9 protein-coding genes are annotated in these 12,964 nt (G+C 68.8%); 6 read left to right on the forward strand and 3 right to left on the reverse strand.

What is annotated here, in order from left to right:
- Nucleotides 1-151 precede the first annotated feature (151 nt).
- Nucleotides 152-4,036, forward strand: coding sequence for a rhamnogalacturonan lyase family protein (locus AC3IPY_RS07195; RefSeq protein ID WP_489187683.1), 3,885 nt, complete (start codon nt 152-154; stop codon nt 4,034-4,036).
- A 104-nt stretch (nt 4,037-4,140) separates the two neighbouring features.
- On the opposite strand, the gene AC3IPY_RS07200 is transcribed toward AC3IPY_RS07195, so the two are convergent.
- Complete coding sequence (locus AC3IPY_RS07200; RefSeq protein WP_489187684.1) at nt 4,141-4,908, reverse strand: patatin-like phospholipase family protein; 768 nt, start codon at nt 4,906-4,908, stop codon at nt 4,141-4,143.
- Between the two features lie 147 nt (nt 4,909-5,055).
- Between AC3IPY_RS07200 and AC3IPY_RS07205 the strand changes: the two genes are divergently transcribed.
- The 3 genes from AC3IPY_RS07205 (at nt 5,056) to AC3IPY_RS07215 (ending at nt 7,498) form a co-directional block, all read left to right on the forward strand.
- Nucleotides 5,056-5,637, forward strand: a complete 582-nt coding sequence (locus AC3IPY_RS07205; protein WP_489187686.1) for an RNA polymerase sigma factor — start codon at nt 5,056-5,058, stop codon at nt 5,635-5,637.
- A 64-nt stretch (nt 5,638-5,701) separates the two neighbouring features.
- On the forward strand, nt 5,702-7,123 hold the full coding sequence (locus tag AC3IPY_RS07210) for a hypothetical protein (RefSeq protein WP_489187688.1): 1,422 nt from the start codon (nt 5,702-5,704) through the stop codon (nt 7,121-7,123).
- A gap of 60 nt (nt 7,124-7,183) precedes the next feature.
- Entirely contained in the window at nt 7,184-7,498 is a 315-nt protein-coding gene (locus AC3IPY_RS07215) for an NIPSNAP family protein (RefSeq protein ID WP_489187689.1), read from the forward strand.
- 43 nt (nt 7,499-7,541) lie between these two features.
- Here the strand turns inward: AC3IPY_RS07215 and AC3IPY_RS07220 are convergent, their stop codons facing one another.
- Together AC3IPY_RS07220 and AC3IPY_RS07225 are read right to left on the reverse strand one after the other, a co-directional pair.
- Entirely contained in the window at nt 7,542-8,228 is a 687-nt protein-coding gene (locus AC3IPY_RS07220; RefSeq protein ID WP_489187690.1) for a GntR family transcriptional regulator, read from the reverse strand.
- A gap of 51 nt (nt 8,229-8,279) precedes the next feature.
- On the reverse strand, nt 8,280-9,752 hold the full coding sequence (locus AC3IPY_RS07225) for a chlorohydrolase family protein (RefSeq protein ID WP_489187691.1): 1,473 nt from the start codon (nt 9,750-9,752) through the stop codon (nt 8,280-8,282).
- 386 nt (nt 9,753-10,138) lie between these two features.
- Here AC3IPY_RS07225 and AC3IPY_RS07230 point away from each other — a divergent pair, with 386 nt between their 5' ends.
- Both AC3IPY_RS07230 and AC3IPY_RS07235 read left to right on the forward strand, forming a co-directional pair.
- Entirely contained in the window at nt 10,139-11,113 is a 975-nt protein-coding gene (locus tag AC3IPY_RS07230; RefSeq protein WP_489187692.1) for an ABC transporter permease, read from the forward strand.
- 94 nt (nt 11,114-11,207) lie between these two features.
- Nucleotides 11,208-12,926, forward strand: a complete 1,719-nt coding sequence (locus AC3IPY_RS07235; RefSeq protein WP_489187694.1) for an ABC transporter substrate-binding protein — start codon at nt 11,208-11,210, stop codon at nt 12,924-12,926.
- The last annotated feature ends 38 nt before the right edge of the window (nt 12,927-12,964 follow it).

The raw sequence follows: 12,964 nt of genomic DNA on the forward strand, positions 1-12,964 counted from the left end.
AACGTTAAAGATTGGGGCTTGCGCCGGGGGCCGCATCGCGCCATCATGATGGGAAAGCGCTTGCCCGATGATGGGTACGCGCGAAGTGCAGACCCTCGAGACGGATCGAACCGCCCAGATTCGCCCAGCATCACTCAAAGGAGAGAACGAAGTGCGAAAGACGATGCACAAGCTCGTACCGATACCCCTGGCGCTCGCCGTGGGCGTGTCCCTGTTCAGTTTCAGCTCCCCTGCCGCCGCCGCGGAGGACGCCCCATCGACGGCCGCGGCATCCGATCTGCGTCAGATGGAGGAGCTCACGCGCGGCCTCGTCGCGGCCCAGGTCGCCGACGGGATGTTCCTGAGCTGGCGGTTCCTCGGCGACGAGCCCGACGGCCTGTCGTGGAACGTCTATCGCAAGGACGGCGATGCCGACTTCGCGAAGATCGCCACGATCGAGCCCCGCGACGTGCAGCCCGAGAGCGACTACGAATCGAACCCGGGCGTCGTGAAGGAGGACGTCACGCCGTCGAACTACACCGACGCCGACGGCGAGCTCACCTCCGTCTACGAGGTCGCCCCCGTCATCGACGGCGTCGAGGGAGAACGCCAGGGCATGAGCGTGCCCGTGCTCTCGGCCCTCGCCGGAAGCTCGGGGCAGGCGAACCGCGGAGCCGTGCACTACATTCCGCTGAAGCCGGCCCCCGCGCCGGTGCCGCTCGCGCACTTCAGCTACCGTGGTGCCGACAACCGGTTCGGCGGCCCGAACCTCAACCTCAACGCCGCGAACATGACGATCCCCGGTACGGGCGGCCAGAACTGGTATGTCGTCGACATGGACCTCCTGAAGGGCTTCCGCTCGGCGTACGAGGAACAGACGACCGTCACGCAGGAGCAGCTCGACGGCTGGGTCGCGGAGCTCAACGAGCACAACACGACGCCGAACGCGCTCGGCGTCGCGAGCTACACCGAGGATCGGCCGCTGACGAACTCCCTCGTCGACGGCAAGATCACGAAGGCGCTCTTCGACGAGCTCGAGGCCGAGTTCATCACGTATGTCGAGAACCTCGACTCCGGCACGTCGCTGCCGTACGCGAAGACCGGCGACGGCGCGATCGAGACGGCGCAGAGCGGTGCGTACTCCACGCACGACATGACCGTCGGCGACTTCGACGGCGACGGTGAGTACGAGATCGTCGTCAAGTGGCGTAGCACCCAGGTCGATCCGATGTACTCCGAGCCGATCTTCGGCGGAGGCAGCACCACGACCGCGCCCGAGTACGTCGACGTCTACAAGCAGGACGGCACGCTGCTGTTCCGCGTCGACATGGGCTACAACGTGCGCGCGGCCAATGACCACGAGACCACCCTCTTCGCCGAGGACTTCGACGGTGACGGCACGTCCGAGCTCATGCTCAAGACCGCGCTGGGCACCCGTATCGGCAACTGGGACGAAGCCTCCCAGAGCGTCGTGTACCCGAACGACCTGGCCACCGTCGTCGGCGGCGAGGACGGCCTGAGCTCCACGACCGACAAGTTCGAGGAGTACTTCGCGAACGGGGACGACCAGGCGCTCGACACGTACTGGTCGCTGCTGAACAGCTTCAGCATCGCGTACCGCAGCCCGACCTCCGGCGGCGGCAACGACGGGCCGAACGATCCGGCCGTGAAGCGGTGGATCAAGACGTATCACGTCGGTCCCATCGGCCCCGCAAAGGACGACCAGGAGTTCTTCTCCGCGTTCGAGTGGAACGGCGACGTCGGCAAGGGAGAGCTCGTGGACAGCGCGACCTACCCGTTCCCGTACCGGGCCAGTGTCGACGGTGAGAACTGGGCCATGACGCCCGCATCCCAACGCGGCAACTACTCGTACCTGGCCTATCCCGGCCCGGGCTCCGGATCCTCGGCGGCCGACTACAAGGCTCAGATCCTCGCCGAGACCGAGGTGTACTGGCTCGAGCACCCGTGGAAGGCGGCGTCGTTCGGCGATGCGCAGGGCAACCGCGCAAACCGCTACGTCGGCGTCGTGGCCGCGCTCGACGGCGTCCATCAGTTCGCCGTCTCCCAGCGCGGGTACTACCACCGCACGACCCTCGCCGCCTTCGACCTCGTCGACGGCAAGGTCCACCTGCAGGCGAGCTTCGACTCGGCCGACCCGCAGTACTGGTCGCTCGGAGGCAGCGCCTACGACTATCAGAACCGCGGCAACCACGACACGAAGTCTGCGGACCTCGACGGGGACGGCTGGGACGAGGTCGTGCTGAAGGCGATGGTCCTCGGCTTGAACGCCGACAAGACCAAGATCCTGCCGAAGGTGCTGAACGGCGACATCATGCCGACGATCGAGGGACAGAACAGCGTCGTCCCGGTCGCCGGCACGTTCGAGTTCGCCACCGACGAAGTCAGGGACAATCCGCTCAACGTCTGGGCACCGCTGCGTCACGGCGACCGCGGCGCCCTGCTCCCGGTCGACAAGGAGGACAACATCCGCGAATGGTCGGGAATGGAGGAGCACCTCTTCGACGACCTGCGCACCGGAGTGCAGAGCGGATGGCTCCCCGGGCCGGCCGGATACGACCCGATGAAGGGCAAGCGACTGGACGAGAACGGCGAGGTCGTCTACGAGAACTCGCTCATCTATGCCCAGTACGCGGGCAGCGACGACGAGGGCAGCGTGGCCGGCAACTACTCCAACCGTTGGCCGGGCGCCCAGGGCGGCACGGCGAGCGCATCACGGGAGGTGCGCAGCATGGTGACGGGCGAGGTCCTGACGACGACCGGCACGGCTCGCGGCATCGCGCAGGGCATGAACGCGATCTGGTTCGGTGGCGGCCTGACCCATATGGCCGTGAACGGTGCCACCGTCAGCAGCGTGAACGACCAGACCTTCGCGGCCTCGTCGTACCTCGCGACCGGCCTGACGTCGACCGGCAACAAGAGCACGCCGACCCTCAAGGCCGACCTGTTCGGCGACTGGCGCGAGGAACTCATCCTCCGGGCCGGCGGCAACCGGCTGGGCATCGTGACCTCGCTGGCGCCGACCGAGTACGGCATCCGCACGCTCATGCACGACCCGATGTACCGCAACGGGGTGGCCAACAAGAACAACGGCTACGACCAGATCGGCTTCGCGAGCTTCTACCTCGGCGACGAGGCGGAGCTGCCGGTGCAGCGCACCGACATCCGGGTCGGTCTGCCCAAGGACACGACCGCGCCGACGATCGACGTGAAGTCGGAGTCCGAGGGCAGGGACGGGGTCTACCGTTCGGTCTCGTTCAAGCTGTTCGATGAGGGCAAGGTCGACCGGCTCACCCTCAACGGGGTGGAGAAGGATCTGTCCGACGATGTCTGGTCCGACCTGAACGAGGTCGTGCCCGGTGCATTCGGAGCAAAGGCCGGCAGCAACGAGCTGAAGGTCTTCGACGCCGCGGGCAACGTGGCGACACTCACCTTCGTGCTCGATGTCACCGGCCCGACGGTCACGGTGAAGAACGGCGCGACCGAGACGGTCGGCACGGCCGGCGACGGCTACGAACTGGTGTCGTTCAAGCTGTTCGACGAGTACAAGGTCGACCGGCTGACGGTGAACGGCGTCGAGAAGGACCTCTCCGACAACGCCTGGTCCGACCTCAACGGCGTGAAGCCGGGTGCGTTCGGGGCGAAGCTCGGAGCGAACGAGCTGAAGTTGTACGACGTGGCGGGCAACGCCACGACCGTCGCCTTCACCCTGGTCGCACCGCAGCCCTCGCTTCCGGCGTGGGTCGCGACCACCGCGTACAACGCCGGTGACCAGGTCTCGTTCGAAGGAAAGGTCTTCACCGCGCAATGGTGGACCCAGAACGAGAAGCCGGGCACCACCGCGACTGGCTCGTGGATGGAGCAGGGCGCGCTCGTGCCGGCGGCCGGCACCGATGTGCGGGCGTGGACCGCGTCGGGGGTCTACACCGAGGGCCACACGGTCGCGTTCGACGGGCACACCTGGAAGGCCAAGTGGTGGACCAGGAACCAGCAGCCGGGCGATGCCAACGGTCCGTGGCAGGATCTCGGCGCGTGGTGAGCTGAGGCCCGAGTGGCTCAGCCCCGAGGTTGAGCCATGGGACGCAGGGAGGGTCGGCCCGCGAGGGCCGGCCCTTGCTGCATCTCACCGCATGCGCGGGCGGGTCAGTTTCGAGCGGCCAGCTCGGCGTGGTCCGCGCGCCGCTGCGCTGCATCGAGTGCGACCGTCGCCGCGCGGCGGCCCTCGGCGATCAGGCGCGACGCATCGGACATCATCCACTGCGCCATGCCCTCCATCTCGGGTTGGATGAGCACGACCGAAGGGTCGCCGGCGAGTTCGGCGGTGCGGCTGACGGTGCGCATCATGCGCACGTTCTCCCACTTCGCGTGCAGCCGCACGACGATCACGCGGGATGCGCCGAGTTCGCGGGTCGCGGCCACCGGGACGTTGTCGACCATGCCGCCGTCGGCGAGCAGGGCGCCGTCACGACGCACGGGCGGCAGCAGCCCTGGCACGGCGATCGTCGACCTGAGCGCGACGCTCAAGGGCCCCCGGTCGATCGTCACGGCCCGACGGGTTCGCAGATCGGTGGCGACGGCGCCGAACCGTCGCGGGAGGTCCTCGATGAGCGGATCTGCGCCGAACACCCGGTGGACCGCCTCGTCGAGGGCCCGCGCATCGAGCAGTCCGAGCCGCGGGGCGAACGACCACCGGGCGATCGCGTTCCAGCGGAACGACAGGGCGGCCCGCTCGATCGCCGTCGCATCGAAGCCGGCCGCGTATGCGGCGGCGATCATGGCGCCCGAGCTGGTGCCGGCGACGATGCCGGGTCGGATGCCGCGCTCTTCGAGCACCTGCAGGACGCCGACATGCGCGGCGCCGAACGCGGCGCCGCCGCTGAGGGTGAGGCCCAAGGCCTGGTCGTCGGTCATGGGTCCCCTCGAGGTCGATGCTGCGAGCGTACCGCCGCGGTGTTGGACGACTCTGGGCGTCAGCAGTGAGAACCCTGTGCGCGACTCGCCTTCACGCGATTCGATGCCGGCGTGCAAGACTCGCGGCAGGGGCGACACATTCATGGTGTGACGACCGCCAGCACCGCAGCCGATGCCGACTCGACCGAGGGAGTGGCGATGCCCGACGCCGACGAGCCGCTCGCGCCATCCGCGTCTCCCGAGGAGATCGCGTGGTTCACCGAGGCCGTGCGCGAGCACTCGACGCCGCTCGTGCGCTACTTCGCCCGCCGCGCCCCGCGTCAGGACGCCGAGGACCTCGCCGCCGAGGTCTTCGCGACGGCGTGGCGACGACGCCGCGACGTTCCCCGCGAGGCCGTGCTGCCCTGGCTGTACCGCACCGCGGGCTTCACGCTCGCGAACCACCGTCGCAAGCACGTCGACCTGCCCGTCGAGGAGGTGCCCGAGCGTGGAACCGTGCGCGTGGCCGACGACCCCGAGCTGAGCGCCCTGTTCGACGACGAACTCCGCGGCGCCCTCGCGAGCGTGGGGGAGCGCGACCGCCGCATCCTCCTCCTTCACGCCTGGGAGGGCCTCGACGGAGAGGAGCTCGAGGCCGTGCTCGGCATCTCCAGGTCGGGAGCGGATGCCGCGCTCTCACGAGCCCGCAAGCGTCTCCGCGAGGCGTGGGGCGACCGCCTGTCGTTCTAGCCGCTGCAAGGTCTGCGGCCCCTGCGACACATTCAGGGAGAACGAAGACCAGGAGGCGATCCCGATGAACGACGAGCACGAGACCGACCCGCACGACCCGCACGAGACCGACCCGATGGAGCGACTGCGCGCCGCTGACCCCGCCGCCGGGGTCGAGCCCGGCGCCGGCTTCGTCGACGGGGTCCTGTCACGCACGGCGGATGCCTCGACGGAACGCGCCCCGCGCGCGGCATCCGCTCGGCCTGAAGCCGCCGACGCATCCGACGCTCCCGCGGCCCCGGTGGCCGACCTCGACGCCGAGCGAGCGCGACGCCGCAGTCGATGGATCCCCCTCGTCGCCGTCGCGGCATCGCTCGTCGTCTTCGGCGGCGCCGGATACGCGCTCGGGGCCACGACCGGTGCACCGACCGACCTCGCCGACGGCGCCGCGCCGCCCATCTCGCTGCAGGGTGTCGCGGGCGGCGGGGCCACGCCGGGCATGGCGCAGGAGGACATGGCCGGCGGCGCCGCGACCGACGCGAAGATGTCGGCCCAGGGCGCGACCGACATGATGTATCCGTACGGCTTGGGCCGCAACAGCTTCCACTCGTCGGGCCTTTCCACGGAGGCGGGGTCGGGTGTCGCCTACGCCTATGATCCGGGTGCCGCCTCGAACGCCGAGACCGTGGGGGCGCTCGCGGTCGCGCTCGGCGTGGAGGGGACGCCCGAACTGAAGGACGGCGCGTGGGTCGTCGGCCCCCAGGACGGCAGCGCCGCATCGCTCTACGTCGGCCTCGACGGCACGCTGAGTTTCTCGTACTTCGACCCCGAGCTCGACCCGTGGGCGTGCGACGCCGGTGCCATCCTCGAGGACGGCGACGGCGGCGACGGCGGCATGGTCGCGCCGTGCGAACCGTCCGGAACGCCCCCGAGCGAGGACGCCGCGATCTCGGCGCTGCGTTCGCTCATCGTCGCCGCCGGGCGTGACGCCGACGCCTTCGAGTACACCTCGGAGACCTGGGACGGCGCGGTCACGCGCAGCACGTACGCGTGGCCGATCGTCGACGGGCAGCGTCTCGATCAGCCGTGGTCCGCCGAGGTTTCAGAGGAGGGCGTGGTCAACGCCTCTGGCGCGCTCGCCGGGCTCGTGAGCCTCGGCGACTACGACCTCGTGAGCGAGCAGGAGGCGTTCGAGCGGCTCTCGGATCCGCGGTTCGGCGCGCAGATGACCGCACTGCCGATCGCGCTTCGTGAGGGGACCGCCTCGGACGAGACCGCGCAGTGGACCCCGCCGACCGCGCCGCCCGTGACGCCGCAGCCGGGCGCCGCGATCGCGTGGGCCGTCAACGACGTCGAGATCGTGAGCGCCCGCCTCGGGCTCGCGAGCCAGTGGCAGCCCGACGGCAGCGTGCTCCAGGTCCCCGCCTACGAGTTCACCGACGCGGGCGGCGGCACGTGGTCGGTCATCGCCGTCGCGGACTCGGCTCTGGACTTCGCCTCGGAGTGAAGCGGATGCCGCGGGCCGGCGTGGTGCGGAACGCCGGCCCGCGTACGGCATGATGGCTCGATGAGCAACCCCGTCACCGTGCACCTGCGCTACGAGATCGATGCCGACAAGATCGAGGACTTCCGCGAGTACGGGCGGCGGTGGATCCGGCTCGTGAACCGCCTCGGCGGCACGCACCACGGGTACTTCCTGCCGAGCGAGGGCGACAGCGACGAGGCGTTCGCGCTCTTCACGTTCCCGTCGCTCGCCGACTACGAGCAGTACCGGCTCGCCTCGGCCGACGACCCCGAATGCGTCGAGGCGTACCGCTTCGCCGTCGAGACGAAGTGCATCCGGCGCTACGAGCGCCGCTTCCTCGCACCGATCTTCGAGTAGGGGAGTCGCTCCGGGCGAACGCGCGCGGACGGAGACCGCTTCGTCAGTCCGCCAGGAACGGGCCGAGCGCGGCGAGGATCGGAGCCCGACCGAGCTCGATATGCGCGTAGGCCTGCGATGCCGCGAGATCGGCGTTGCCGGTGACCATGGCGTCGTAGAGCTGCAGGTGCTCGAGCACCTGCTCGTCCTCGCGGGCGTCGTGCGTGAGGCGGAAGATCCATTCCATGCGGCCGAGCATCGGCTGCAGGCTGCGCACCAGCAGGCTGTTGCCCGAGAGGCGTACGACCTCGGCATGGAACTGCAGGTTCGCCGAGATTCCCTGAGCCTCGTTGCCGGCCGAGAACTGCGTCTGCGACTGCGTGAGGATCGCAGCGAGCCGGTCGGGCGATTCGACGCCCCGATGCAGCCGGGTCGCGGCCTGACGGGTCGCGAACGGCTCGATGCAGAGCCGAGCGTCGAAGAGCTCGTCGATGTCGTGCCGGGTGACGAGCTTCACGACCGCACCGCGACGGGGTTCGGTGACCACGAAGCCCTCGGACTCGAGCCGTTGGAGCGCCTGCCGCACCGGCACGCGTGAGACCGCGTACTGCTCGGAGAGCTCGCGTTCCTTCAACCGCGTTCCGGGTCCGGGCCGGCCTGCGATGATCGAGCGGAGGAGCTCCCGGTACACGCCGTCGGCGAGTGCCTCTCGATCGTCGTCGCGCTCGTCGACGGGGGCCTGCTGCTGCATCGGTCCTCCTGGGGCCGTCGCGCTCGGGCGGGGGAGTCCCGCTGCTCGCGTCTACTGTATGGGGAACACCGGCGGAAACAGCTCATCCACGTTGCCGGCGTACGCGTCGCGTTCCGCGTACGCCGACCGCATCTTGCGGAACAGGACCTGCATGTCGTGTCGCACCGCGTCGAGGTCCACTCCCGGGATGACCCCGTCGCGCATGACCACCCGGCCGGCGACCATCGTGAGGCAGGCGTCGCGCGCGGTGCCGTTCAGCACGAGGGTCCGGATCGGGTCGTCGATCGCGCCCATGCGCACGTCATCGAGGCGGAACGCGGTGAGGTCGGCCGAGGCACCCGACACGATGCGCCCGAGATCTGGACGGTGCAGCGCCCGTGCGCCGCCGAGAGTCGCCGCCTCGACGTAGGCCGCGACATCCGCCTTCGAGAGGTCGTGGTGCTGCACCTTCGCCGCCGAGAGCCCCGCATCGATGCCGCGGACGAGGTCGGGCGGGAACGAATCGGTTCCGAGGCAGAGGTTCACGCCGGCCGCCCGGTAGCCGGCGAACGTCTCGAGCTCGGAGCCGTAGCGTGCATTGGTGAGCGGGCAGTGCACGATCGAGACGCCCGACTTGACGAGTCGGCCGAGGTCGCCGAGGTCATCGCCGTGCACTCTGGGGTTCACGTCGAGGAAGACCCCGTGCGGCACGATCAGCCGATCGTCGAGCAGCCCCAGCGCGTCGAGGTGGTCCAGCGGCGTGCGCCCGTATCGCTCGAGGATGTACTCCCGCTCGAATTCTCCCTGCAGGGCGTGCAACCGCACGAGAGCCTCGCGTTCCCGTGCCATCGTCGCGGTCTCGGCGAGCAGTTCCGGGGTGAGCGTCTCGATGCGGCACGGCAGGAACACGCCGGTGAGCAGCGGATCGTCGAGGGCGCGGATGCGGTCGACGAACTCGGCGGCCTCCCGGAGCCCGTCTCGCCCGGCGTCCTCATCGAAGCGGATGTCGCGTGCGCCGTCCGCACGGACGACGTTGACGCCGGAGCGATACGAGGGTCCGAGGAAGCCCCTGAGCCCGATACGGCTCGAGTACTCGGCCATGGCGAGGAGATCGCTCGCCGATTCGGCCCACTCGGAGTGCACCTCCGAGGCGATCGGCATGTAGCTCGTGATGCCGTGCAGGGCGAGCTGCACGAGGGCGACCTCGCGAACGCGGCGCCGCTCCTCGGCGGTGAAGACGTGCGAGCGGCGGTCGAAGTACTCGCTCGACCACTGCAGTCGCGCCGAGTGCTCGCCGCTCCACCACGAATCGAGCACCAGGTGGTCGATGTCCGTGAGCGCGTCGAGATCGACGAGTCCCGGCATGAGCAGGCTCTCACCGAGTTCCACGAGTTCGTCGATGCCATCGGCAGGGGCGTCAGCGGCCGGGCCGACGAAGTCGATCCGTGCATCGTCGACGATGACGGCGCCGTCGCGGAGCTCGACATGCGACCCGGTTGCGGCATCGAAGGCGAGGACGTGATCTGCGGTGATCAGGGTGCGCACGGAGTTCCGATCTGAGGACGAGCAACGAGTCTTGGTATCCAAGAATGTATCCGCCCGAGTCCTGGTGGGCAAGGCCGATCCCGATCAGGTGGCGAGGCGGATGGCCACGTTGCCTGTATTCGCACGGGATTAGGCACTCGATCGCGACTTCTGAGACGTTGCCATCGAGGATCGATCTTGCCCTCGGAAGTTGCACTGTTCTCGTTTTGGTATACAGTTCTGCAAAACCCCTACCCGAACCCTCGAGGATGATCGTGACGGAAACGCAGTCAGCAGTGCCGGCGACCGCCGCTGAGCGCACTGCACCGAGGTCGGATCCGTCCTCGCGAGCCATCAGCCCGGCGACCACGGCGACCGCACTGCCGCCTCGGACCTCGTCCGTCGACGTGCTCGCCACGGAAGCAGAGGTCGCGACCGGCCGGTCGCTGCTCGGAACGACCTGGCTGCGGATCAAACGGAGCCCCGTCGCCCTGACGTCGTTCGGCGTCGTCGTCGCGATCGTCCTCTTCGCCATCCTGGCGCCGGTGCTCGTGGCGATCGAGGGTCAGGATCCGACGACGACGAACACCGGGCCGGACGTGCTCGACAACTTCATGACCCCCGGTCTTCCGCTGCCGGGATTCATGTACCCATCTGCACAGCACTGGCTGGGCGTCGAGCCGGGCCTCGGGCGCGACATCTTCGCGCGCATCGCCTACGGCGCGCAGGTCAGCCTCGTGATCGCGCTGCTCTCCACGCTCGTGTCGGTCGTGCTCGGCACCATCCTCGGGGCGGCCGCCGGATTCTTCGGCGGCAAGGTCGACATGGTCATCAGTCGCATGATCGACCTCTTCCTCGCCTTCCCGCACCTGCTGCTCGTGCTCTCGCTCACGCCGATCCTCCAGTCGCGGCTGCGCGACACCCCGCTCGGCAACGGCAGCTTCGTGCCGATCGCCTCGCTCGTGCTCATCCTCGGGTTCTTCGGCTGGGCGTACCTCGCCAGGGTCGTTCGCGGCCAGGTGCTCAGCATCCGCGAGCAGGAGTACATCGAGGCGGCACGATCGTACGGAGCCTCGCACCGCACGATCATCTTCAAGCAGGTGATCCCGAACGTCCTCGGCGTCGTGCTCGTGTACGCGACGATGATGATCCCGGCCAACATCTCGGCCGAGGCGGCCCTCTCCTTCCTCGGCGTCGGAGTCAAGGACCCGACCCCCTCGTGGGGCCAGATGCTGAACGCCGCGCAGGCCGGCAACTGGTACCTCAGCGACCCGTGGTTCCTCATCGTGCCCGGCATGGCGCTCGTGATCACCGTGCTCGCCTTCAACCTGCTCGGCGACGCCGTGCGCGACGCACTCGATCCGAAGGCCTCGCGCAACTGAGGCGAACCTGCCCGCGGCTCCACTCCCGCTCGACCCCTGTTCCCGTTCGACCGCACCACACCACTGCACCACCACATCAGCACGAAGGAGAGTCATGAAGTTCCGCAGTCCACTGATCGTCGCGGCCACGATGGCCGTGGCGCTCGCCGTCACCGGATGCACCGCGGGCGCGCCGTCCGCGGCGCCGTCGTCGGCAGGTGCGAGCGATCCGTACGCCGCCCGCATCGTGAAGCCCGGATTCACCGAGCCGGGCGGAAACGTCAACGTGCTCATGTCCAGCGACTTCATGACGCTCGATCCAGGCAACAGCAACTACGTGCAGACGGCGAACGTCGGTCAGCTCTACTACCGCACTCTCACGATGGCGAAGGAGACCGCGGGCGAGCCGCCGACGATCGTGGCCGACCTCGCGACCGACACCGGCACGCCGTCCGAGGACGGCTTGACCTGGACGTACACCCTCAAGGAGGGGCTTGTCTACGAGGACGGCACGCCCATCACGTCGGCCGACGTCAAGTACGGCGTCGCCCGCACGTTCGCCCGCGACGTGTACACGCAGGCGCCGCAGGAGCTCAACTCGGCGCTCGACGCGGACGACTACAAGGGCCCGTACGCGGGCGGAGAGCTCGCTGCCGTCGAAACCCCCGACGACCGCACCATCGTCTTCCACCTCAAGCAGCCGTTCCCCGACTTCGCGGCGCTGGTCTCGCGTTCGAACACCGCTCCGGTGCCGGAGGCGAAGGACACGAAGCTCGACTACACGAACCACCCGGTCTCGTCGGGGCCGTACATGGTCGAGAGCTACGATCGCGGCCGCGAGCTCAAGCTCGTGCGCAACCCCAACTGGGACCCCGCGACCGACGGGAACCGTACCGCACTGCCCGACACGTTCACCTTCTCGCTCTCGACGGCGCAGGCGACGATCAGCCAGCAGCTCCTGTCGGACAACGACCCGACCGCGATCACCCTGGACTCGAACGGCGCGCTGCAGGCATCCGACACGTCCCGCCTGACCGACCAGGCGATCGCCGATCGCACGGCTGCCGGGCTCCTCGGCTGCACCGACGTGTTGAACCTGAACACCGAGACGATCACCGACCCCGACGTGCGCAAGGCGCTCGCCCTGGCCATCGACCGGGCGGCGATCCAGGTGCAGTACGGCGGCCAGCGCTTCGGCAAGATCACGAACTCGTACCTCAACGACAGCATGGTCGGCTACGTCGAGGAGACCACCGACCTCGACATCGACGGGGCGCCCCAGCTCGACGCCGCGAAGAAGCTCCTCGAGGGCAAGGACGTGCCCGCCACGCTCACGTACGGATACTCCAACGCGATCGACCGGTACAAGAACCTCGGCACCGTGCTCCAGCAGAACTTCAAGGCGCTCGGCATCGATCTGCAGATGACCGCGATCCCCGCGGCGAACTACTACACCGTGCTCGCGAGCGACGAGATGCCCGACATCGCCAGGGCCGGTTGGTGCGGCGGTGCGGCCTCCGGATCGACGCGCACGACGGTCGACCCGAACGTCGGGCCGAGCCTCGACGGCACGACCTACGGATTCAGCAACATCTCGCGCTTCTACGACGAGGACCTCTCGAAGCAGATGTACGAGCTGCGCGGCACGAACGGCACCTCGGAGGAGCTGAGCACGAGGTGGGCCGAGCTCTACAACCAGGCGATGGAGACCTACCCCATCGTGCCGCTCATCCGCACCTTCACGAACAGCGTCGTCGGATCGAAGATCCACAACGCTCAGGTCGGCTACTTCTTCGGGAGCATCGACCTGTCCACCGTCGGCGTCGAGCAATAGCGACGATCGCCCCACTCGCATGAAAGGGCGGGGGCCGG

The organism is Agromyces sp. GL_144, assembly GCF_057834305.1.

Bases quoted from the DNA above. Each gene is read 5' to 3' on its own strand.
- AC3IPY_RS07210 (WP_489187688.1), top strand. From the start codon at position 5,702: ATGAACGACGAGCACGAGACCGACCCGCACGACCCGCACGAGACCGAC.
- AC3IPY_RS07200 (WP_489187684.1), bottom strand. From the start codon at position 4,908: ATGACCGACGACCAGGCCTTGGGCCTCACCCTCAGCGGCGGCGCCGCG.
- AC3IPY_RS07215 (WP_489187689.1), top strand. From the start codon at position 7,184: ATGAGCAACCCCGTCACCGTGCACCTGCGCTACGAGATCGATGCCGAC.
- AC3IPY_RS07220 (WP_489187690.1), bottom strand. From the start codon at position 8,228: ATGCAGCAGCAGGCCCCCGTCGACGAGCGCGACGACGATCGAGAGGCA.
- AC3IPY_RS07235 (WP_489187694.1), top strand. From the start codon at position 11,208: ATGAAGTTCCGCAGTCCACTGATCGTCGCGGCCACGATGGCCGTGGCG.